At 72.4% G+C, this 22,389-nt stretch carries 19 protein-coding genes; 10 read left to right on the top strand and 9 right to left on the bottom strand.

Translation table 11 applies throughout. The features are described from left to right. The first annotated feature begins 73 nt into the window (after window positions 1–73). Both AB0O67_RS11280 and AB0O67_RS11275 read left to right on the top strand, forming a co-directional pair. Entirely contained in the window at window positions 74–1,549 is a 1,476-nt protein-coding gene (locus AB0O67_RS11280; protein ID WP_365448598.1) for an amidase, read from the top strand. A 4-nt stretch (window positions 1,550–1,553) separates the two neighbouring features. Continuing rightward, window positions 1,554–2,042, top strand: coding sequence for a type II toxin-antitoxin system PemK/MazF family toxin (locus AB0O67_RS11275; RefSeq protein ID WP_365448596.1), 489 nt, complete (start codon window positions 1,554–1,556; stop codon window positions 2,040–2,042). Here the strand turns inward: AB0O67_RS11275 and AB0O67_RS11270 are convergent. Further along, window positions 2,027–2,848, bottom strand: coding sequence for a TIGR02452 family protein (locus AB0O67_RS11270; protein WP_365448594.1), 822 nt, complete (start codon window positions 2,846–2,848; stop codon window positions 2,027–2,029). The two genes, AB0O67_RS11275 and AB0O67_RS11270, sit on opposite strands and share 16 nt — an antisense overlap. A gap of 256 nt (window positions 2,849–3,104) precedes the next feature. Between AB0O67_RS11270 and egtA the strand changes: the two genes are divergently transcribed. From egtA to egtD, 4 genes are read left to right on the top strand one after another with little or no spacing between them, the layout of a single operon-like run. Continuing rightward, on the top strand, window positions 3,105–4,406 hold the full coding sequence (egtA, locus tag AB0O67_RS11265; RefSeq protein ID WP_365448592.1) for an ergothioneine biosynthesis glutamate--cysteine ligase EgtA: 1,302 nt from the start codon (window positions 3,105–3,107) through the stop codon (window positions 4,404–4,406). Further along, complete coding sequence (gene egtB, locus AB0O67_RS11260) at window positions 4,403–5,743, top strand: ergothioneine biosynthesis protein EgtB (protein WP_365448590.1); 1,341 nt, start codon at window positions 4,403–4,405, stop codon at window positions 5,741–5,743. Before egtA ends, egtB begins: the two co-directional genes overlap by 4 nt. Then, the gene (gene egtC, locus AB0O67_RS11255; RefSeq protein ID WP_365448588.1) at window positions 5,743–6,534 is read left to right on the top strand and encodes an ergothioneine biosynthesis protein EgtC; all 792 of its coding nucleotides are present in this window, start codon (window positions 5,743–5,745) and stop codon (window positions 6,532–6,534) included. Before egtB ends, egtC begins: the two co-directional genes overlap by 1 nt. Continuing rightward, the gene (gene egtD / locus AB0O67_RS11250; RefSeq protein ID WP_365448586.1) at window positions 6,531–7,493 is read left to right on the top strand and encodes an L-histidine N(alpha)-methyltransferase; all 963 of its coding nucleotides are present in this window, start codon (window positions 6,531–6,533) and stop codon (window positions 7,491–7,493) included. The genes egtC and egtD overlap by 4 nt, the downstream gene beginning before the upstream one ends. On the opposite strand, the gene AB0O67_RS11245 is transcribed toward egtD, so the two are convergent. Beyond that, entirely contained in the window at window positions 7,494–8,753 is a 1,260-nt protein-coding gene (locus AB0O67_RS11245; protein WP_365448584.1) for an extracellular solute-binding protein, read from the bottom strand. A 220-nt stretch (window positions 8,754–8,973) separates the two neighbouring features. On the opposite strand from AB0O67_RS11245, the gene AB0O67_RS11240 reads away from it, so the two are divergent. Further along, a complete protein-coding gene (locus tag AB0O67_RS11240) occupies window positions 8,974–9,189 on the top strand; it encodes a dodecin (protein ID WP_365448582.1) in 216 nt (71 codons plus the stop codon). A 12-nt stretch (window positions 9,190–9,201) separates the two neighbouring features. Here AB0O67_RS11240 and AB0O67_RS11235 read toward each other — a convergent pair whose 3' ends face one another. Continuing rightward, window positions 9,202–9,693 (bottom strand): hypothetical protein, encoded by a 492-nt coding sequence (locus AB0O67_RS11235; RefSeq protein WP_365448580.1) that lies wholly within the window; start codon window positions 9,691–9,693, stop codon window positions 9,202–9,204. Between the two features lie 412 nt (window positions 9,694–10,105). On the opposite strand from AB0O67_RS11235, the gene AB0O67_RS11230 reads away from it, so the two are divergent. After that, on the top strand, window positions 10,106–11,104 hold the full coding sequence (locus tag AB0O67_RS11230; RefSeq protein WP_365448578.1) for an LLM class flavin-dependent oxidoreductase: 999 nt from the start codon (window positions 10,106–10,108) through the stop codon (window positions 11,102–11,104). Here the strand turns inward: AB0O67_RS11230 and AB0O67_RS11225 are convergent. Next, a complete protein-coding gene (locus AB0O67_RS11225; protein WP_365448576.1) occupies window positions 11,099–13,570 on the bottom strand; it encodes an ATP-dependent Clp protease ATP-binding subunit in 2,472 nt (823 codons plus the stop codon). The two genes, AB0O67_RS11230 and AB0O67_RS11225, sit on opposite strands and share 6 nt — an antisense overlap. Window positions 13,571–13,733: 163 nt before the next feature. Here AB0O67_RS11225 and AB0O67_RS11220 point away from each other — a divergent pair, with 163 nt between their 5' ends. Continuing rightward, entirely contained in the window at window positions 13,734–16,073 is a 2,340-nt protein-coding gene (locus tag AB0O67_RS11220; protein ID WP_365448574.1) for an excinuclease ABC subunit UvrA, read from the top strand. 165 nt (window positions 16,074–16,238) lie between these two features. Here AB0O67_RS11220 and AB0O67_RS11215 read toward each other — a convergent pair whose 3' ends face one another. The 5 genes from AB0O67_RS11215 to AB0O67_RS11195 all read right to left on the bottom strand — a co-directional run bounded on the left by AB0O67_RS11215 (window position 16,239) and on the right by AB0O67_RS11195 (window position 21,484). Further along, window positions 16,239–17,105: a lysophospholipid acyltransferase family protein gene (locus AB0O67_RS11215; RefSeq protein ID WP_365448572.1), complete on the bottom strand. Its 867-nt coding sequence runs from the start codon at window positions 17,103–17,105 to the stop codon at window positions 16,239–16,241. Further along, window positions 17,105–17,878 carry a GNAT family N-acyltransferase gene (locus tag AB0O67_RS11210; RefSeq protein ID WP_365448570.1) on the bottom strand — a complete coding sequence of 258 codons (774 nt, stop codon included), beginning with the start codon at window positions 17,876–17,878 and terminating at the stop codon, window positions 17,105–17,107. Before AB0O67_RS11210 ends, AB0O67_RS11215 begins: the two co-directional genes overlap by 1 nt. A 240-nt stretch (window positions 17,879–18,118) precedes the next feature. Next, entirely contained in the window at window positions 18,119–18,868 is a 750-nt protein-coding gene (locus AB0O67_RS11205; RefSeq protein ID WP_365448568.1) for a succinate dehydrogenase/fumarate reductase iron-sulfur subunit, read from the bottom strand. Further along, window positions 18,865–20,811: a fumarate reductase/succinate dehydrogenase flavoprotein subunit gene (locus AB0O67_RS11200; RefSeq protein ID WP_365448566.1), complete on the bottom strand. Its 1,947-nt coding sequence runs from the start codon at window positions 20,809–20,811 to the stop codon at window positions 18,865–18,867. The genes AB0O67_RS11205 and AB0O67_RS11200 overlap by 4 nt, the downstream gene beginning before the upstream one ends. A 1-nt stretch (window position 20,812) precedes the next feature. Further along, window positions 20,813–21,484: a succinate dehydrogenase gene (locus tag AB0O67_RS11195; protein ID WP_365448675.1), complete on the bottom strand. Its 672-nt coding sequence runs from the start codon at window positions 21,482–21,484 to the stop codon at window positions 20,813–20,815. A 119-nt stretch (window positions 21,485–21,603) separates the two neighbouring features. Between AB0O67_RS11195 and AB0O67_RS11190 the strand changes: the two genes are divergently transcribed. After that, the coding region (locus AB0O67_RS11190; RefSeq protein ID WP_365448564.1) for a LysR family transcriptional regulator at window positions 21,604–22,389 on the top strand (786 nt) is incomplete at its 3' end.

The raw sequence follows: 22,389 nt of genomic DNA, 5'->3' as shown, positions 1-22,389 counted from the left end.
GCCCCAACACCGTTCCCCCGCGGCCCTCCTGACGTTACCGTTCGGTAGTCCACACGCTCCGGAGGTGTCCCGCATGACGCTCGACCCTTTTGCCGGTCTGGCGGAGACCGCCCGCGCGCTCGCCGACGGCGAGGTCACCTCGCGCGCGCTCGTCGAGGCGGCCCTGGCCCGGATCGAGGCGACGCAGGGCACACTCAACGCCTTCCGGATCGTGCGGACCGAGGCGGCGCTCGCCGAGGCCGAGGCCGCTGACCGCGAACTGGCCGTCGGGGCGCGACGGCCGCTCCTCGGGGTGCCCGTCGCCGTCAAGGACGACATGGACGTGGCCGGCGAGCCCACCGCGTTCGGCTGTCCGGGCACGTTCGCCCCGGCCGCCGAGGACTGCGAGGCGGTACGGCGGCTGCGCGCGGCCGGCGCGGTGATCGTCGGCAAGACCAACACCTGCGAACTCGGGCAGTGGCCGTTCACCGAGGGACCCGCGTTCGGCGCGACCCGCAACCCGTGGAACACCGAGCACACGCCGGGCGGTTCCTCGGGTGGCTCGGCGGCGGCGGTCGCGGCGGGGCTGGTGCCGGCGGCGCTCGGCTCGGACGGCGCCGGTTCGGTGCGCATCCCGGCGTCCTGGACGCATCTGATCGGCATCAAGCCGCAGCGTGGGCGCATCTCGACCTGGCCGCGCGGCGAATCGTTCCACGGCATCACGGTCAACGGCACCTTGGCCCGTACCGTCGCGGACGCGGCCCTGCTGCTGGACTCCGCCTGCGGCAACCACGACCAGGATCCGCACCGCCCGCCCACGGTCGACGTGTCCGGGGCGGTGGGCCGTGACCCCGGGCGGCTGCGCATCGCCCTCGCGCTGAAGCCGCCGTTCACCGCGGTGCCCGCCCGGCTGCACCCCGAGATCCGCGCCCGGGTCGTCGAACTCGCCGGGAAACTGGCCGCGTCGGGCCACACGGTCGAGGAGGCCGACCCGCCCTACGGGCAGATCGGGCTGACCTTCGTGCCCCGCGCCACCGCCGGTGTCGCGGACTGGGTCCGTGAGGCCCCCGACGCCGCCCTGCTCGACCCGCGCACCCGGGACGCCGCGCGGCTGGGCCGGCTGCTCGGCGGGGCGCCGCTGCGGGCCGCCCGGCGCGCGGAGGCGGCGCTGCACCGCCGGATCGGCGCGTTCTTCTCGTCGTACGACGTGATCCTGACGCCGACCACCGCCGCTCCCCCGCTCCGGATCGGTGCCATGCTGCGGCTCGGCGGGCTGGCCACCGACCGCGCGATGATCGCCGCCTGCCCCTACGCCTGGCCGTGGAACGTGCTGGGCTGGCCCGGCGTGAACATCCCGGCGGGCTTCGTCACCGGCGGTCTGCCGGTCGGTGCCCAGTTGCTGGGTCCCGCGCACAGCGAACCCCTGCTCGTCTCGCTCGCCGCGCAACTGGAGGCGGAACTGCGCTGGCACGAGCTGCGCCCGCCGGAGCCCCTGGCCTCGGAGCCCCCGGCGGCACAGGGGTGTTCGCCCGCCCGTCGGCCAAGGCTTCACGGTCGCCGGTTACCGTGACCCGGTGACTGCCTTCACGGACGAGAACGTCCCCGGCCGCTTCGGCCCCACCGCCACCACCCAGGCCGACCCGCGCGAGGTGGGCCGGGTGCGCACCGAGTACTCGCCCGCGCACGACGGCGACCCCGACCCTGGGGAGATCGTGTGGACGTGGGTGCCCTACGAGGAGAACGACGGGCGGGGCAAGGACCGCCCGGTGCTGGTGGTGGCCCGGGAAGCCGCGGGCACGTTCCTGGCCGTGCAGTTGTCCAGCAGGCGGCACGACGGCGTAGCAGGGGGCGCGGCGAAGCCGCTCCAGGGGAGCCGGGGCTTGCCCCGGTGGGTGCCGATAGGGAACGGGCCGTGGGACCGGTCGGGGCGTGACTCCTGGGTGGATGTGGGCCGGGTGCTGCGGCTGCACGAGAAGGGCATGCGCCGGGAGGCCTGTGCCCTGGACCGGATGCGCTTCAACTCGGTCCGGCACCGGCTGCGCGAGCGCTACGGCTGGAGCTGACGTTCGGGGAACGTGCGCTCGAAGGCGCTGCGGGTGACCGCCCCAGGTGTGCGGTCCAGCACGCCGAAGACCACGTGCGCGAACCTCCCCGAGAATCGCCCGTCCGGCCCCAGCAGGTCCCGGAAGACACCGGCGACCTGCGCCGGATCGTTCTGGAAGACCCCGCAGCCCCAGGCGCCCAGGACCAGCCGCCGGTAGCCGTGGCGGGCCGCGACCTCCAGGACGCGTTCGGCGCGCGCGGCGAGGGCGCGCGGCAGGTCGGCCGCCCGCTCCGGTGCCGTACGGCGCACGACCCCGGCGTTGGGGGCGGCCGCCGTGAGGAAACCGGCCGTGCTCGGCTCGTCCAGCAGGCGGCCGCGGTCGTCGCGGAAGACCGGGACGGCCGGTGAGTGGATCACACGGTCGGTGTAGAACGGGTCGCGGTGGGTGCGGTGGTGGTCGTAGAACTCCGGGACCCGCCGCAGGCACGCGTACAGCGCGGAGGCGCGGCACAGTGCCTCCTCCTGGGCCTGGGCGCCGTTCAGGAAGCCGCCGCCGGGATTGCGCGCCGAGGCGAAGTTCAGCACCGCCGCGTCGCCGATCCGGCGGGCCGCCTCCAGGCTGCTCTCGCCGGTGACCTCGACGATCGTGTCGACCGCGGGCGCCGCCGCGACCGGCACCGGCTCAGGGCCGTACATCCGGGTCCCGTCGCGTGCGGCCGCCACCGCCGCCGCGATCGAAACCGTACGCCCGTTCGACAGCTGATAGGCGCCCGCGACCACGATTTCCTCGGTCTCCCGCGCGATGCCGCGCAGCCGCGCGCTCATGGCGCCACCCCCGTGGGCGCCACGACCGCGCGCCCCGCGATCTCCCCCGTCGTGCTCATGAACGCATCGTGAGCGATGCTGGTCCTGCGGTGCAACAGAGTTTCCCCCGGCCCCGAGGCGCGGGCATCCGGTCCGGGAAGTCCGGATGTGCACCCTTGTGCGAGGCGACACGAGGGGCTTGGGTGGGACGAGTGTGCCGGTCCGACTTGCCGTTCGGCGGTCCGGCGGCATGGTGGAATCTCAGGAGGATCCCGACATGTCCGACTCAATGAGCGACTGTACGGAGCCACGTACAGCCGTCACCGAACCCGAGGTGGAGGCCCTGGTCCGGGGCATCTGCTTCAAGACCGGACCGCCGCGCACCGTCGGCGTCGAAGTGGAATGGCTCGTCCACGAGCTGCGCGGCCCGCAGCTTCCCGTGACACCCGAACGACTCGAAGCGGCCTACGCCGCACTGCGCACCGTCCCTCTGAGGTCGGCGCTGACCGTCGAACCCGGCGGCCAGCTGGAGCTGAGTTCTCCGCCCGCCGCCTCCCTGATGGAGTGCGTGGACACCGTCTCCGCCGATCTGGACGCCGTTCGCGCGGCACTGCGCGAGCACGATCTCGGCCTCCTCGGCATCGGCCACGACCCGTGGCACTCCCCCCGCAGATTCCTGCGGGAGCCGCGCTACGAGGCGATGGAGACCTTCCTCGACCGCACCGGCCCGGCCGGTCGCGCCATGATGTGCACCTCGGCGTCGGTCCAGGTGTGCCTGGACGCCGGGCACGAGGAGCCCGGCCCGCTCGGCCATGTACGGCGCTGGTGGCTGGCGCACCAACTGGGCGCGGTCCTGCTGGCGGCGTTCGCCAACTCCCCGCTGGCCGGCCGCGAACCCACCGGCTGGCTGTCCACCCGGCAGCTGCGCTGGGTCCAGATCGGCGCGGGCCGGGCGGGCGCGCCCGCCCTGGACGCCGAGCCGCGCGGCGCCTGGGCCCGGCACGTGCTGGATTCCCAGGTGATGTGCGTACGGCAGGACGACGGCCCGTGGCACGTGCCGGACGGACTGACCTTCCGGGAATGGACCAGATCGGGGGCGCCCAGGCCGCCGACCTGGGACGACCTCGGCTATCACCTCACCACGCTGTTCCCGCCGGTCCGGCCGCGCGGCCATCTCGAACTGCGCATGATGGACGCGCAGCCCGGTGAGGACGGGTGGATCGTGCCGCTCGCGGTGACGACGGCGCTGTTCGACGACCCGGAGGCCGCGGAGACCGCCTACCGCACGGTCAAACCGCTGACCGAACGCACCGGGGCCCTGCCGGCGCCGCACAACCCGCTGTGGCTCGACGCGGCCCGGTACGGGCTCGCCGACCCGGAGTTGCACGAGGTGGCCGTCGCGTGCTTCGCGGCGGCGCTGCGGGCGCTGCCGCGGCTCGGCGCGTCCACCGCGGTGACGGACGCCGTCGCCGCCTACCGGGACCGCTATGTCCTCCGGGGCCGCTGCCCCGCCGACGATCTGCTCGACAGGCAGCGCGGCAACGGCCGCCGCCGGCAAGGGAAGGACCCGCGCACATGACCGACCCCGTCATCGGCACCGAGACGGACAGCGAGATCGACAGCGAGGCCTTCCGGGACCGCGCCCTGGCGTCGCTCGTCGCCGCGCGGGACCGCACCACGCTGCTCACGAGCTGTGTCGAGGAGCCCGACCTCACCGCCCAGCACTCGCCGCTGATGTCCCCGCTGGTGTGGGACCTCGCGCACATCGGCAACCAGGAAGAGCTCTGGCTGCTGCGCGCGGTCGCCGGCCAGGAGGCGATACGGCCCGAGATAGACAGCCTGTACGACGCCTTCGAGCACCCGCGCGCGGAACGGCCCACGCTGCCGCTGCTGGCACCTGGCGAGGCCCGCCGGTACGCGGCCGAGGTGCGCGGCCGGGCCCTGGACGTGCTGGCCGGCACCGCGTTCCACGGCACCCGGCTCACGGAGGCGGGCTTCGCCTTCGGCATGATCGCGCAGCACGAACAGCAGCACGACGAGACCATGCTGATCACCCATCAGCTCCGCAAGGGCCCTCAAGCCCTGCACGCCCCCGACCCCGAGCCCGTGCCGCTGTTCACCGGGCCGGCCGAAGTCCTGGTGCCCGGCGGCCCGTTCACCATGGGCACCTCCACGGAGCCCTGGGCGCTGGACAACGAGCGGCCGGCGCACCGGCGTGAGGTGGCGTCGTTCTGGATCGACACCACGCCGGTGACGAACGGCGCCTACCAGGCGTTCATCGAGGACGGCGGCTACGACGACGACCGCTGGTGGACGGCGGCCGGCTGGGCGCACATCCGCCGCACCGCCATCAAGGCGCCGCTGTTCTGGCACCGGGACGGCGGTCAGTGGCTGCGGCGCCGCTTCGGCGTCACCGAGGTGGTGCCGTCCGACGAGCCGGTGCTGCACGTGTGCTGGTACGAGGCGGACGCGTACGCCCGCTGGGCCGGGCGCCGGCTGCCCACCGAGACCGAGTGGGAGAAAGCCGCCCGGTTCGACCCGGCGACCGGCCGCTCGACGCGCTACCCGTGGGGTGACGCCGACCCGACGCCCGAGCACGCCAACCTCGGCCAGCGCCATCTGCGCCCGGCCCCGGCCGGAAGCCACCCCGAGGGCGAGTCACCGCTGGGCGTACGGCAGTTGATCGGTGACGTGTGGGAGTGGACGGCGAGCGACTTCCAGCCGTACCCGGGCTTCAGGCCGTTCCCGTACAAGGAGTACTCGGAGGTCTTCTTCGGGCCGGAGCACAAGGTGCTGCGCGGAGGTTCCTTCGCCGTGGACCAGGTGGCCTGCCGGGGCACCTTCCGCAACTGGGACCTTCCGATCCGGCGGCAGATCTTCTCCGGCTTCCGCACGGCTCGCACGGGGGACGTCTGATGTGCCGTCACCTCGCGTACACCGGGCCCGAGGAGTTTCTCGGCAGGCTGCTGGTGGAGCCCCCGTTCGGCCTGTACCGGCAGTCCTGGGCGCCCCGGCGGCAGCGGTACGGAACCGTCAACGCCGACGGTTTCGGCGTGGGCTGGTACGCGCAGGGCGATCCGCTGCCGGCCCGCTACCGGCGGGCCGGACCGATCTGGGCGGATCTGTCCTTCGCCGATCTGGCCCGGGTCGTCCGCACCCGGACGCTGCTCGCCGCCGTGCGGGACGCGACACTTGCGGGTGCCGACGCGGAGGCCGCGGCGGCGCCGTTCGCCGCGGGATCCTGGCTGTTCAGCCACAACGGCGCGGTCGTGGGCTGGCCCCACTCACTCGCCGAAGTGGCCCGGAGACTGCCCCCCGTGGACCTGCTGTCCCTGGAGGCACGCAACGACTCCGCGCTCGTGTGGGCGCTCGTCCTCGCCAGGCTGCGCGCCGGCGACGACCCGGGCCGGGCGCTGGCCGACACGGTCCCCGAGGTCGCGGCGGCGGCCCCGGGCTCCCGGCTGAACCTGCTGCTGACCGACGGCGAGTCCATCGCCGCGACCGCCTGGGGCGACACCCTCTGGTACGTCCGCCCGCCGGGCGGCGGCACGGTCGTGGCCTCGGAACCGTACGACGACGATCCCCGCTGGCACGAGGTGCCCGACCACACCCTGCTGGTGGCCGGCGGCACCGATGTACAGCTCACCCCGCTCAAGGAGCCGAGCGACGCCTCGGCGGCCCCACCCTCGAAGGAGCCCCGCACGTGAGTCCGTTCCTTCTCACCCGCACCCTGCCCGAGGACGCCACGGAGGCCGCACTGCGCGCCGACGTCCTGAAGGGCCTGACGAGTTCGCCCAAGACCCTGCCGCCGAAATGGTTCTACGACGCCCGGGGCAGCGAGCTCTTCGAGCAGATCACCGAACTGCCGGAGTACTACCCGACCCGGGCCGAGCGGGAGATCCTCATCGACCGTGCCACCGAGATCGCCGCGGCGAGCGGCGCCCGCACCCTGGTCGAGCTGGGTTCCGGCTCCTCGGAGAAGACCCGGCACCTGCTCGACGCGCTGACCGGGCTGCACACGTACGTCCCGGTCGACGTCAGCGACAGCGCCCTCACCCAGGCCGGTGAGGCGCTCGTCGCGGAACGGCCCGGCCTGGACGTGCACGCGCTGATCGCCGACTTCACGGTGGCGCTCAAGTTGCCGGACACGCCGGGTCCGCGGTTGGTGGCGTTCCTCGGCGGCACGATCGGCAACCTGCTGCCGCAGGAGCGCGCGGCGTTCCTCGCCTCGATCCGCTCCCTGCTCTCCCCCGGCGACGCGCTGCTGCTCGGCACCGACCTGGTCAAGGACGAGCAGGTGCTGGTCAGGGCGTACGACGACGCGGCCGGCGTGACAGCCGCGTTCAACAAGAACGTCCTGTCGGTCGTCAACCGCGAGCTGGACGCCGACTTCGACCCCGACGCCTTCGCCCACGTGGCCCTGTGGGACGCGGGGAACGAGTGGATCGAGATGCGGCTGCGCTCCCTGACCGCGCAGACCGTGAAGATCCCCTCCCTCGACCTCGCCGTCGACTTCGCGGCGGGCGAGGAACTGCGCACCGAGGTGTCGGCGAAGTTCCGCAAGGAGCGGGTGCGCACCGAACTGGCCGCCGTCGGACTGGAGTTGTCCCACTGGTGGACGGACGGGGAGGGACGTTTCGCGCTGTCGCTGAGCACCGCCGGCTGATCAGCCGAGGGGGACCGCCAGCGCCTCGGTGATCCGACGGGAGGCGCGGCGGGCCTCCGTCGCCGGGTCGGCGCCGGTGAGCACCCTGGTCATGTACTCCTTGATCGGGTTGTCCGCCTCGACGGCGGCCCACTCGGGCGTACTGGGGGTCGCCCGCCCCTGCGCGGCACCCGCCGCCATGGCGGCGACCCCCTCCTCGCCGGCGACGGCCGCGGCGAGGGTCGTCTTGTTGGGGACGTAGTTCATGGCCCGGGCCAGTTCGGTGTTCCACTTGGCTCCGGTGAGTTCCTCGACGACGGTGACGGCGCCGTCGCGCTGGTCGGTGCGCTTCGGTACCACGAGGTCGGAGCCGCCGGTGAAGACCGCGCCAGGCTTGCCGGCGGACGTGCCGGGGACGGGGAAGAAGCCCAGCTCGCCTTCCAGTCGGGGGTTCTGCTGGACGATGGCGCGGGCCTGGCCCGGTACGGCCACGATCTGGGCGATCCTGCCCTTGGCGAACTCCTCGGCCTGCGGCGGGTGTTCCTCGTCCGCGTCGACCGGTCCCCCGCCGAGCGCCTGGAGCCGGCGGTAGAAGTCCATGCCGCGCAGGGCGGCGGGGGTGTCCAGGGTGCCGGTCCAGACGCCGCCGCTCTCCTTCGCGAGGTCGCCGCCCTCGTCCCAGATGAATCCGGAGAGTGTGTACCAGTCCTGTCCGGCCAGATAGATCCCCTGGTTCCCGCCGGAGCTGAGCTTCTCGGTGGCGGCGAGCCAGTCCTCGCGCGTCTTCGGCGGGCCGGCGATCCCGGCCTGCTCGAACAGGTCCTTGCGGTAGATGACGACACGGTTGGCCGCGTACCAGGGGATGCCGTACTGCGTCGAGCGCTGCCGGCCCGGTTCGGCGAGGCCGGGCAGCCAGTCGCGCATGCCCCAGTCCCGCAGCGACTCCAGCGTCAGGTCGAGCAGGCCGCCGCCGTCGACGTACTGCGGGACCTGGGTGTTGCCGACCTCGATGACATCGGGTCCGTCCGGGGTCTCGGCCTCAAGCGCCGCCTGCACCTTCTCTCCGATGCCGGTCCACTCCTGGATGCGGATGTCGAGGTCGAGGTCCTCGTGCGTGCGCTCGAACTGCTCGGTGAACCGTTCCAGGAACTGCGCCGAGGCACTGCCCTTCATCAGCCAGACGGTCACCGTGCGCCGTTCGGCCCCGCTCGACGGCACGAGCGCGCACCCGCCGAGGAGGGACGCGGAGACGCAGGCGAGGGCGAGGAGTCGAAGCTTCACGGCGGTCCTGTTCTGTCTGGAGGACAGGGGAAAGGGGCCCGACGTGGGGGGAACGAGTGGGGACTCGTACGGGTGTCTGGATTTTGGTATGGACCAATGCGGAGGTCAAGCGATTCCGGAAAGGTGGCCGACGCCTCGCGCTCCGCTGCCACTTCGGGCACGGTGGAGTGACGCGGGAGACATCTGACGCCTTCGTCACCGCGCGGAGAGGAGTAACCGCATGTCGAACCACACCTACCGGGTCACGGACCTCGTCGGCACCTCACCCGAGGGCATGGAACAGGCCGTCCGCAACGGCATCGAGCGTGCCTCGCAGACCCTGCGCAATCTCGACTGGTTCGAGGTGACGGAAGTGCGGGGCCAGCTGGAGAACGGGGAGATCGCGCACTGGCAGGTGAGCATGAAGGTCGGCTTCCGGCTGGAGGAGACCGGCTGAGACCCTGCCCTGTCAGGTCCGCCCCTCGCGCTCCTGCGCCACCTTGAGCTCGGCGGACGGGGTCGCCCAGCGCGCCCGTACGACGGCGAACCCGGCCCGCTCCGCGTCCTCGCACACCAGTTCGTCGTCATCCACGAGCATCCGGATCTCCCGGGTCCGGGCGAGCCTGCGCAGCGTCTCCAGCTTGGTGTGCCGGGCGGGCCTGCGGTCGGCGTCGCGCCGCATGTGGACCCGCCCCTCGGGCAGTCCCTGGGCGGCGAGCCAGTCGAGCGTGTCCTGCCGGCACCGCTCGGGCCGCCCGGTGAGATACACGACCTCGCACTCCTCAGCGCTCGCCCGCGCCATCGCGACACCCTCGGCGAGCGGCGGATCCGCTGGCGCGGCGGCGAAGAAGCCGTCCCAGTCCCGCGGCCTGCCCTCCAGGAAGCGCTGCCGGTGGGCCGTGTCGGCGAGGGTGTTGTCGAGGTCGAACACGGCGATCGGGCGTTGGTCGCGAGCTGTCACACCCCCACCCTAGACAGACTGCGGCCCGTGCCCGACCTCGCCGATCCGCCGGCGGAAAGTCCTCCGCCTGCCGGAAGGAGGCCGGGGTGCCCGAGATCCAGTGAGGCGACGCGCCGCCCCCGAGGGGCGACAGGCCCTCGGGTGGGCCTGCATGGAGTCGAACCACGAAGAACGCGTCACCGGCGCACCGGGCACACCGGCGCTCGCGCCTCCCGAGATCTGTTCGGCGACGGAGCTGCTTTTCGAAGGAAGTACCCGTAGCCGGCGCACCGGGAGGTGCGAGGTGGTGGCCTTACGGTAGAGCGGCACGGTGCACGCGTGCCAACGAATTGAGCGCGAGCCCGTACGCCTGCCGGCTCCTTCGCGGCCGCCGCGGCGGGAATGCCGGGCCCCGTCGGACGTTGAACGGTGTGTGACCTCCGTGATCGCCTCGACCCGTTTCTCCGTGCTGGACCGCTCGCGTACCCGCGAGGGGCATACGGCGCCGGAGGCGCTGCGTGACACCGTCCGGCTGGCGCGGGAAGTGGAGGAACTCGGTTACCACCGCTTCTGGGTGTCGGAGCACCACGGCGTGCCCGGCGTCGCCGGATCCGCGCCGACGGTGCTGGCGGCCGCCGTGGCCGGCGCGACCCGGACGATCCGGGTGGGCACCGGCGGTGTCATGCTGCCCAACCACCAGCCCCTGGTCGTCGCCGAGCAGTTCGGCGTGCTGGAGTCCCTGTTCCCGGGCCGGATCGACATGGGGCTCGGACGCTCGGTGGGATTCACCGACGGTGTACGCAGGGCGCTCGGCCGGGACAAGGACGACGCCGAGGACTTCGCGGCCCAGTTGGAGGAACTGCTCGGCTGGTTCCGCGGCACCTCCCCGACGCGGGTGCACGCCCGTCCCGCGGAGGGCCTGAGCGTGCCGCCCTTCGTGCTCGCGATCGGCGAGGGCGCCGCGATCGCGGCCCGCACGGGCCTGCCGATGGTCATCGGCGACCTGCGCGACCGGGAGAGGATGCGACGCGGCATCGACCACTACCGCACGCACTTCCGCCCGTCGCAGTGGGCGCGAAAGCCTTACGTCGTCGTCTCCGGCACCGTCGCCGTGGCGGCGACCCCCGAGGACGCCCGGCGGCTGCTGATCCCCGAGGCCTGGTCGATGGCGTACTCCCGCACGCACGGCACCTTCCCGCCGCTGCCGCCCGCCGAGCGCGTCGAGGGGCTGCCCATGACGGACAAGGAGCGCGGTTTCTACGACTCCGGCCTCACCGGCCAGCTCGCGGGCACCGAGGAACAGGTCGCCCACGAGTTGGAGACGGTGCTGAAGGAGACCGGCGCCGACGAGGTGCTCGTCACCACCAGCACGTACGACCACGAGGCGCTGCTGGACTCCTACCGGCGGCTGGCCGCGGTCGTCCGCTCATAGTTCGGCCGGCTGCTCGGCCCGCACCTCCACCGCCCCGGCGACGGCGTCCACCCGGGCCCGGTCGCCCGGCTTCAGGTCGCCGGACAGCAGCAGGTCGGCGAGGCGGTCGTCGACCTCGCGCTGGATGGTGCGGCGCAGCGGGCGGGCGCCGAAGTCGGGCTGGTGACCGAGGTCGGCCAGCAGGTCCGCGGCGGCTTCGGTGACCTCCAGGGTGACGTCCTGGGCGTGCAGGCGGCGCCGGGTGTGCTCCAGCAGCAGTTCCACGATCTCGCGCAGCTGGGTGCGGTCCAGGCCGCGGAAGACGATGATCTCGTCGATGCGGTTGAGGAACTCGGGCCGGAAGTGCCGGTTGAGCACGTCCATCACCGACTCGCGCACCGTGGCGTAGTCCTCGACACCGGCGGCGAGGATCCGGTCGGCGCCGATGTTCGACGTCATGATCACGACCGTGTTCTTGAAGTCCACCGTACGGCCCTGGGCGTCGGTCAGCCGGCCGTCGTCCAGCAGCTGCAGCAGCGTGTTGAACACGTCCGGGTGCGCCTTCTCCACCTCGTCCAGCAGCAGCACGGCGTACGGCTGCCTGCGCACCGCCTCGGTGAGCTGGCCCGCCTCCTCGTGGCCGACGTATCCCGGCGGGGCGCCGACCAGCCGGGAGACGGTGTGCCGCTCCTGGAACTCGCTCATGTCGAGGCGGATCATCCGGTGCTCGTCGCCGAACAGCGCGGCGGCGAGGGCACGGGCCAGTTCGGTCTTGCCGACGCCGGTCGGGCCGAGGAAGAGGAAGCTGCCGACGGGGCGGTTCGGGTCGCTCATGCCGGCCCGGGCCCGCCGTACGGCACGCGCCACCGCGGTGATCGCCTCGTCCTGGCCGACGACCCGCTCGTGGAGGTGCTCCTCCAGCTTCATCAGCCGTTCCCGCTCCTCCTCGGTGAGTTCGGCGACGGGAATACCGGTGGTGCGGGAGACGACCTCGGCGATGTCGTCGGCGGTGACCTTGGGGGTCTGCGCCTCGGCCTTGCCCGCCTCGCCGAGGCGCTCCTCGGCCTCCTTGACCCGGTCGCGCAGCTCCTTGGCCCGCTCGTACTCCTCGTCGGCGACGGCCTGGTCCTTCTCCCGGTTCAGGGCGGCGATCCGGTCCTCGATCTCGCGGGTGTCCGCGAGCGGCGTCCGGGCGCGCAGCCGGACCCGTGCGGCGGCCTGGTCCATCAGGTCGATCGCCTTGTCGGGCAGGAAACGGGAGGTGATGTACCGGTCGGACAGCTCAGCGGCCGCGACGAGCGCCTCGTCGGTGATCCGGACCTGGTGGTGGGCCTCGTAGCGGTCGCGCAGGCCGCGCAGGATCTCCACGGTGTCGTCGACCGACGGCTCGCCGACCAGGATCGGGGCGAAGCGGCGCTCCAGGGCGGCGTCCTTCTCGACGTGCTTGCGGTACTCGTCGACCGTGGTGGCGCCGATGAGGTGCAGTTCGCCGCGGGCCAGGGCGGGCTTGAGCATGTTGCCCGCGTCCAGGGCGCCCTCGCCGCCGCCACCTGCGCCGACGACGGTGTGCATCTCGTCGAGGAAGAGCACCAGTTCGTCGGCGTGCTCGCCGACCTCCTCGAGCAGCTTCTTGAGCCGCTCCTCGAACTCGCCGCGGTACTTGGTGCCGGCCACCATCCCGGCCAGGTCGAGCGAGACCAGCCGCTTGCCGGCCAGCGTCTTCGGGACGTCGTCGGCGGCGATGCGCTGGGCGATGCCCTCGACGACGGCGGTCTTGCCGACGCCGGGGTCGCCGATGAGGACGGGGTTGTTCTTGCTGCGCCGGGAGAGCACCTCGATGGTCTGCTCGACCTCCTCGTCCCGGCCGATCACGGGGTCGAGTCGGCCCGCGCGGGCGTCCTCGGTGAGGTCACGGCCGTACTCGTCGATGGTCGGCGTGTTGCTGGGTCCCTTGCGCTCGCCCGGTCCCTCGCTGGGCAGCCTGGCGCCCTCCCAGCCGCCGGCGGCGAGCGCCTCGCCGGCCGTCGACTCCGGGTTGGCTGCGAGGGCGCGCAGCAGGTGCTCGGGGCCGATGTACGAGGAGCCCTCGGCGCGGGATATCCGGTAGGCGTCGAGCAGCGCCCGCTTGGCGGCCGGGGTGAGCGTGCCGGGCTCGGTCTTCTCGGCCCCCTCGGTGGCGCCACCGAGCCGCTCGCGCAGCCGGTCGGGGTCGGCGCCCGCCTCGGTGAGCAGCCGCCGGGTGGAGTCGTGCTCGGTGGCCGCGGCGAGCAGGTGCCGGGCGTCGAGTTCCTCGCTGCCCTCCACGGCGGCGATGTCCCTTGCCCGGGCAACCAGTTCACGGGCCCGTTCCGACAGCAGGCTGCCGATGTCGACGCGCTGCATCCGCCGGGCGGACGAGGCCGGTGCCGCGTCGCCGAAGAACCGGGACATCAGCTCGTCGAACTCCTCGAAGGGGCTGCGTCCGAAACCGAAACCGGGACTAGTCATGGTCACGGACCTTCCACGCGGGTGTCGACGGGCATCGTGCTTTCCAAACTCGCACAGAGCCGTAGGCGCCGCACCCGTGCCGGTCACTGGGTGTCACCGGGCAGCGTCGCATAGAATCGCGGAGTTTGTCCCTTGCCGGAGCCGAAGGCCGGAGTGCGTTCCCATGTCCGACCCCCACGATCCCTACGTCCGGGTGCGCGGCGCCCGTGAGCACAATCTCAAGGGCGTCGACGTCGCCGTCCCGCGCGACATGGTGACCGTGTTCACCGGCGTGTCCGGCTCCGGGAAGTCGTCACTGGCGTTCGGCACGATCTACGCGGAGGCCCAGCGGCGCTACTTCGAGTCGGTCGCGCCGTACGCCCGCCGGCTGATCCACCAGGTCGGCGCGCCGAAGGTCGGTGACATCACCGGCCTGCCTCCGGCGGTCTCCCTGGAGCAGCGCCGCTCGGCACCGACGTCCCGCTCGTCGGTCGGCACGGTCACGAACCTCTCCAACTCGCTGCGGATGCTCTTCTCCCGGGCCGGTGACCACCCGCCGGGCGCCGAGCGGCTCGACTCGGACGCCTTCTCGCCCAACACGGCGGCCGGGGCGTGCCCGCAGTGCCAGGGGCTCGGCCAGGTGCACCGCACGACGGAGGAGTTGCTGGTCCCCGACCCGTCGCTGTCGATCCGCGAGGGCGCGATCGCCGCGTGGCCGGGCGCCTGGCAGGGCAAGAACCTGCGCGACATCCTCGACGCCCTCGGGTACGACGTGGACCGGCCGTGGCGGGAACTGCCCGCCGAGCAGCGGGAGTGGGTCCTGTTCACGGACGAGCAGCCCGTGGTCACCGTCCACCCGGTGCGCGACGCGGACCGCATCCAGCGCCCGTACCAGGGCACGTACATGAGCGCCCGGCGCTACGTCATGAAGACCTTCTCCGACTCCAGGAGCCCGGCGCTGCGGGCAAGGGCGGAGCGGTTCCTGACCGGCGCGCCGTGCCCCGCCTGCGGCGGCAGCCGGCTGCGCCCCGAGGCGCTGGCGGTGACGTTCGGGGGCCGTACGATCGCGGAGCTGGCCGCGATGCCGCTGTCCCGTCTGGCCGACGCCCTCGTCGCCACCGGCGAGACGGCCCGGTTCCTCACCGCCGACCTCAAGGCCCGGATCGCCCCGGTCGCCGAACTCGGCCTCGGTTACCTCAGCCTCGACCGCGCCACCCCCACCCTCTCGGCGGGCGAACTGCAACGACTGCGCCTCGCGACCCAGCTGCGCTCGGGGCTGTTCGGCGTGGTGTACGTCCTGGACGAGCCGTCGGCGGGGCTGCACCCGGCGGACACGGAGGCCCTGCTCACTGTGCTGGGCCGGCTTAAGTCGGCCGGGAACTCGGTGTTCGTGGTGGAGCACCACCTCGACGTGGTGCGGGACGCCGACTGGATCGTGGACGTCGGCCCGCTCGCCGGGGAGCACGGCGGCGAGGTGCTGTACAGCGGTCCGGTCGCCGGTCTCGCGGAGGTGGCGGACTCGGCGACGGCCCGTTTCCTCTTCGACGACTCCCCCGCGCCGGTGCGTGAAGTGCGTACGCCCCGGGGGTGGTTGCAGGTCGGGCCGGTCAAGCGGCACAACCTGCACGGGGTGACGGCGGAGTTCCCGCTGGGGGTGTTCACGGCGGTGACAGGGGTGTCGGGATCGGGGAAGTCCACGCTCATCGGCGAGATCACGCGGGAGCCGTCGGGCGTGGGGCGCCTCGTCTCGGTCGACCAGCGGCCGATCGGCCGCACCCCGCGCTCCAACCTGGCGACGTACACGGGCCTGTTCGACGTCGTCCGCAAGGCCTTCGCCGCGACGGATGCGGCACGCGAAGGGGGGTACGGCGTCGGGCGGTTCTCCTTTAACGTCGCGGGCGGACGCTGCGAGACCTGCCAGGGAGAGGGGTTCGTCAGCGTCGAGCTGCTGTTCCTGCCCAGCACGTACACGCCGTGCCCGGACTGCGGCGGGGCCCGGTACAACCCCGAGACCCTCCAGGTGACGTACCGGGGACTGAACATCGCACAGGTGCTGGACCTGACCGTCGAGGCCGCCGCGGAGTTCTTCGCGGACAACCCCGTGGTGTCGCGCAGTCTCGACACGCTGCTCGACGTGGGCCTCGGCTATCTGCGGCTCGGACAGCCCGCGACGGAGCTGTCCGGCGGGGAGGCCCAGCGCATCAAGCTGGCGGGCGAGTTGCAGCGTGGCCGCCGTGGCCACACCCTCTACCTCCTCGACGAGCCCACGACCGGGCTGCACCCCGCCGACGTCAAGGTCCTGCTGCGCCAGCTGCACGGTCTCGTGGACGCCGGGCACACCGTGGTCGTCGTCGAGCACGACATGTCCGTGGCCGCCGGCGCGGACTGGGTGATCGACCTGGGTCCCGGCGGCGGCGAGGCGGGCGGCCGTGTCGTGGCGGCGGGACCGCCGAGGGAGGTGGCGGGGGTGCACCGCAGCCGGACCGCACCCTACTTGGCCCGCGCCCTGCCCAGCGGCCAGTAGCAGACCCGGACCATCGAACGGGAGGAAAAGTCGGTCCGCGAGGCAGCAGAAGGCCCGCCGACCAGGACGACCCGCCGGCGGCCGGGCAGAAGCAGAGCCGCCGGCCGCCGCGCCGCAGGAGCCGGACGAACGGCACGAGACCCCGGCCGGGCAAGAGCAGAGCCGTCAGCCGTCGGACCGCAAGAACGGGCTCCGGCCGCCGGGGGCCTTCGTGCGGACTGTCAGGACGCCAGGACCGCGTGCGTCCAGCCCGCTTGCGGGGTCGCCCCGGGGCTGGGCGGCGCGGGCCAGTGCCCGGCGGTCGGGAAGACTGCCCGGGAGGATCGGTTCCCGGACCTCCACCTCGGCGATCAGACCGCGAGCCGTCATCACCCGCCACAGCGAGGCCAGCAGGGAGTCCTCGCCCACGAAGGCCGGGGCCGTGCTGGCGTGACCGTCGGCGAGACGGTAGTGGATGCGGACCGGCTGGACGGGCACCCCGGCGTCCAGCGCGGCCTGGAAGACGGCCCGGCGGAAGGTGCCCTGGGCCCGGCCGCACCAGGTGCTGCCCTCGGGGAAGACGCCGACCGCGGCCCCGGACCGCAGCAGCTCGGCTATGTGCGCGACCGTGGCCGGAAGGGTGCGCAGACGGTCGCGTTCGATGAACACGACGCCGGCGCTCGCGGCCAGCGGGCCGGCGACCGGCCACTGCCGTATCTCCGTCTTGGCGATCATCCGGGCCGGGCGGACCGACGCGAGCAGCGGGATGTCCAGCCAGGAGATGTGGTTGGCGACCAGCAGCAGACCACCGGTGGGCGCGGCGGAGCCCGTGATGCGGACCCGGACGCCCGCCGCCCACGCGATCGACCGGGCCCACCGGCGCACCCACGGGGCGGATACGCGCCGGCCGAGCGGGAGCAGCGTGATCCCGCCGAGCAGCAGCACCAGCACCGCGGTGAACCGCAGCACGCCCCACAGCGCGACCCTCCCCCGCCCCGCGGGCTCCACACACGCCCTGGGGGTGCAGGGCGCGCTGGGCAGCCAGACGCTCATCAGGCCGGGACGAGCGAGAGGAAGTGCTTCAGATAGCGCGGGTTGACCCGGCGCATCGACAGCAGCACGTACATGTCGGCGACGCCGAAGTCGGCGTCGTGGGCGGGCTCGCCGCACACCCAGGCGCCGAGGCGCACGTAGCCGCGCAGCAGCGGCGGGAGCTCGGTGCGCTCGGCGGGGCGGGCGACGCCGTCCGCGGACCACGGCAGCAGCGGCCGTACCCGGTACTCCTCGGGGGCGAGGTTCTTGGCCTGGACCCGGTCCCAGGTGGCGGCGGCGACGGCGCCGCCGTCGGCCAGCGGGATGGAGCAGCAGCCGGCCAGCCACTCGTGGCCGCGGTCGACCATGTAGCGCGCTATCCCGGCCCAGATCAGGCCGATCACGGTGCCGTCGCGGTGGTCCGGGTGCACGCAGGAGCGGCCGACCTCGACGAGGTTCGGGCGGATCGGGTCGAGGCGGGTCAGGTCGAACTCCCCCTCGGAGTACAGCCGGCCCGCCACCGAGGCGCGCTCGGGCGGCAGCAGCCGGTAGGTGCCGACGACCTCACCGGTGAGCGTGTCGCGGACCAACAGGTGGTCGCAGTACGCGTCGAAGGAGTCGATGTCGAGGCCCGGCTGCGGGGAGGACAGCATCGCGCCCATCTCGCCGGCGAAGACGTCGTGCCGCAGCTTCTGCGCCGCCCGCACGTCGTCCTCGTCGCGGGCGAGGGTGACGGTGTAACGGGTGGGTGCCGCTGGCTGCGGGGGACGGTCGAGGGTGGAAACGCCGGTCATGGCACACTCCTGGTCACGGGCCGGTTCGACGACGGCAGTGGGCGGGCCGGGTCGTTCGGCCTGCCGCCACAGTTCTTCCGATGCCGGTTGGCGTGTGCGTTACCTGCGCCCGGAGCGGGGATGTGCGGATGCTGAATGCCAGGGGTGGGCCGGAAAGCGAGACGGGACCGGGGATGAGCACCACTCCCGGTCCCGCCCGTCCGCACCCTGTCGGCGAACGTCTCTCCTACCTGTGCGGCACTACTTCCTGGCCGCCTTGCGGGTGGCGCGCAGCCACTCCTTGTTCATGCCGGTGATGGACATCAGAGGGATGCCCTTGGGGCAGGCGGTGGCACACTCGCCGGTGAGGGTGCAGCCGCCGAAGCCCTCCTCGTCCATCTGCGCGACCATGTTCAGCACGCGCGTCTCGCGCTCCGGCGCGCCCTGCGGCAGCACGTTCAGGTGATTGACCTTGGCGGAGGTGAACAGCATCGCCGCGCCGTTCGGGCAGGCGGCCACGCAGGCGCCGCAGCCGATGCACTCGGCGTGTTCGAAGGCGAAGTCGGCGTCCGGCTTCGGCACGGGTGTGGCGTGCGCCTCGGGCGCGGAGCCGGTCGGGGCGGTGACGTAGCCGCCGGCCTGGATGATCCGGTCGAACGCGGTCCGGTCCACGACCAGGTCCTTGATCACCGGGAAGGCGGCGGCCCGCCACGGCTCGATGTCGATCGTGTCGCCGTCCCGGAAGGACCGCATGTGCAGCTGGCAGGTGGTGGTGCGCTCCGGGCCGTGCGCGTCGCCGTTGATGACGAGCGAGCAGGCGCCGCAGATGCCCTCGCGGCAGTCGTGGTCGAAGGCGACCGGGTCCTCGCCCTTGAGGATGAGGTCCTCGTTGAGCGTGTCGAGCATCTCCAGGAAGGACATGTCGGGCGAGACGCCGTCCACCTCGTACGTGGACATGGCGCCGTCGGCGTCGGCGTTCCGCTGGCGCCAGACGCGCAGGGTGAGCTTCATGCGTAGCTCCGCTGGGTGGGGTGGACGTACTCGAAGACCAGGTCTTCCTTGTGCAGGACAGGCGACTCGCCGGTGTCGGTGAACTCCCAGGCGGCCGCGTAGGTGAACTCCTCGTCCCTGCGGGCGGCCTCCCCGTCCGGGGTCTGGGACTCCTCTCGGAAGTGGCCGCCGCAGGACTCGGCGCGGTGCAGCGCGTCGAGGCACATCAGCTCGGCGAGCTCCAGGTAGTCGACGATCCGGTTGGCCTTCTCCAGCGACTGGTTGAACTCCTCGCCGGTGCCCGGCACCTTGATCCGCCGCCAGAACTCCTCACGGATCTGCGGAATGCGCTCCAGGGCCTTGCGCAGCCCGGTGTCCGTGCGGGCCATGCCGCAGAACTCCCACATCAGCTCGCCGACCTCGCGGTGGAAGGAGTCCGGCGTGCGGTCGCCGTCGACGGCGAGGAGCAGGTTGATCCGGTCCTGGGTCTCGGCCAGCACCTCCTGGACCACGGGGTGTTCGTCGGTGACCGGGTCCTGGTGCGGGTTGCGCGCCAGGTAGTCGTTGATGGTCGCCGGCAGCACGAAGTAGCCGTCGGCCAGGCCCTGCATCAGCGCGGAGGCGCCGAGCCGGTTCGCGCCGTGGTCGGAGAAGTTGGCCTCGCCGATGGCGAACAGTCCCGGAACGGTCGTCTGGAGGTCGTAGTCGACCCACAGGCCGCCCATCGTGTAGTGCACGGCGGGGTAGATCCGCATCGGCACCTCGTACGGATCCTCGTCGGTGATCCGCTGGTACATGTCGAAGAGGTTGCCGTACTTGGCCTCGACGGCCTTGCGGCCCATCCGCTTGATGGCGTCCGCGAAGTCCAGGTAGACGCCCTGCCCGCCGGGTCCGACACCGCGCCCCTCGTCGCACACGTTCTTCGCGGCGCGCGAGGCGATGTCGCGCGGGACGAGGTTGCCGAAGGAGGGGTAGATCCGCTCCAGGTAGTAGTCGCGCTCGTCCTCGGGGATCTGGTGCGCGGGCCGCTGGTCGCCCTTGGCCTTCGGCACCCAGATACGGCCGTCGTTGCGCAGCGACTCGCTCATGAGGGTGAGCTTCGACTGGTGGTCGCCGGTACGCGGGATGCAGGTGGGGTGGATCTGGGTGAAACAGGGGTTGGCGAAGTACGCGCCACGCCGGTGCGCCCGCCAGACGGCGGTGGCGTTGGAGTTCATCGCGTTGGTCGACAGGTAGAAGACGTTTCCGTAGCCGCCGCTGGCCAACACGACCGCGTCGGCGAAGTACGTGTCGATCTTCCCGGTGATCAGGTCCCGCGCCACGATCCCGCGCGCCCGGCCGTCGACGACGATCAGGTCGAGCATCTCGGTCCGGGGGTGCATCTCGACGTTCCCGGCGGCGATCTGCCGGCTGAGCGCCTGGTAGGCGCCGAGCAGCAGCTGCTGCCCCGTCTGACCGCGGGCGTAGAAGGTCCGCGAGACCTGGACGCCGCCGAAGGAGCGGGTGTCGAGCAGACCGCCGTACTCCCGCGCGAACGGCACGCCCTGCGCCACGCACTGGTCGATGATCTCGACGGAGATCTGCGCGAGCCGGTGCACGTTGGACTCGCGGGCCCGGAAGTCGCCGCCCTTGACGGTGTCGTAGAACAGGCGGTGGATGGAGTCGCCGTCGTTGCGGTAGTTCTTCGCCGCGTTGATGCCGCCCTGCGCGGCGATCGAGTGGGCCCGGCGCGGGGAGTCCTGGTAGCAGAACTGGACGACGTGGTAGCCCTGCTCGGCGAGCGTGGCGCCGGCGGAGCCGCCGGCGAGGCCGGTGCCGACGACGATCACGGTGTGCTTGCGCCGGTTGGCGGGGTTGACCAGCTTGGCCTCGAAGCGGCGCTTGTCCCAGCGCTCGTTGATCGGCCCGGTGGGGGCCTTGGTGTCGGCGACCGGCTCACCGGTCACGTACTCGGTGTAACTCATCTCAGCTCACCAATCCGGTCATGACGCCCACGGGCACGGCGAGGAATCCGACCGTGAGGAGCAGTGCGAGGACGTCGGCGGTGGCCTTCAGCGCGCGGTCGCGCGTGCGGCTGCCGACGCCGAGGGTCTGTGCGGCGCTCCAGAAGCCGTGCCGGACGTGCAGGCCGACGGCGAGCACCGCGACGATGTAGATCACGTTGCCGTACCAGGTGGAGAAGGTGTCGATGATGTTCTGGTACGGGTGCAGGTGCTCGTAGCCGCCGGGGTGCACGGTGCCGGTGGTCAGGTCGAGGATGTGCCAGACGATGAACAGGGCGAGGATGATCCCGCCCCAGCGCATCGTGCGCGTCGCGTAGGAGGCGCGCGGCTTCTTGTGCACGTACTTGCTGGGACGCGCCTTGATGTCGCGGCGGCTCAGCTGGTACGCGGAGACGGCGTGGGCGACGACCGCGACGACGAGGACGATCCGGACGAGCCAGAGGGTCCACTCGTAGTGCATGAACGGCTCGCCGACCGTGCGCAGCCAGTGGGCGTAATGGTTGATCTCGTCGGGGCCGAAGAAGATCTTGAGGTTGCCCACCATGTGGACGACCAGGTACAGCAGCATGATCAGCCCGCTGACCGCCATCACGGTCTTCTTGCCGACGGTGCTGTCCCACATCGTGCGCGCCATGGACGGCCGTCCGTCCGTCCGCGTTGCCAGAGCCATGTCACGCACCGTAGGCGGGCGGGGGCTCATCAGTCCAAGACATGGTCCGGCTTGATTCGATAGTCCGGGCCTATGCTTGCAGCATGCAGTTCCAGCAGCTCCAGTACTTCGTGGCGGTGGCCGAGACCCGGCACTTCACCCGGGCCGCGGATCTCGTCCATGTCGCCCAGCCGTCGCTGTCGCAGCAGATCAAGGCCCTGGAGCGGGAGCTGGGGGCCGACCTGTTCCTGCGGGCGCGCGGCAACATCACCCTCACCGACGCGGGCGAGGCACTGCTGCCGCTGGCCCGGCGGATCCTGGCCGACGCGGACACGGCGCGCCACGAGGTGCAGGAGCTGGTGCAGCTGCGGCGGGGGCGGGTGCGGCTGGGGGCCACGCCGAGCCTGTGCACGGGCCTGCTGCCGGACGTGCTGCGGGCCTTCCACGACCGCTATCCGGGGATCCAGCTGCTGATCGAGGAGGGCGGCTCGCACGACCTCGTACGGCATCTCGCCCGCGGGGCGCTCGACCTCGCCCTCGTCGTGCTGCCGGTGCCGGCGCCGTCACCGGCGCTGACGACGGTGGAGCTGCTGCGGGAGGACCTGGTGGTGGTGTCGTCGCCGGAGGCGTCCCCGCCGGGCGCCGGGCGGCGGACGGTGCAGATCGCCGATCTGGAGGGCGAGCGCCTCGTGATGTTCCGGCACGGGTACGACCTGCGGGAGCTGACCGTCGCCGCGTGCCGCTCCGCCGGGTTCGAGCCGGACTTCGCGGTGGAGGGCGGGGAGATGGACGCCGTGCTGGGGTTCGTGCGGGCCGGCCTGGGGGTGGCCGTCGTTCCGCGCATGGTCGCCGCGCGGTCCGGGCGGGGCCTGCGGGTGACTCCGCTGGCC

Source organism: Streptomyces sp. NPDC086077 (assembly GCF_040686175.1).
GTDB lineage: Bacteria > Actinomycetota > Actinomycetes > Streptomycetales > Streptomycetaceae > Streptomyces.
This window is presented reverse-complemented; position numbering and strand designations above follow the sequence as displayed.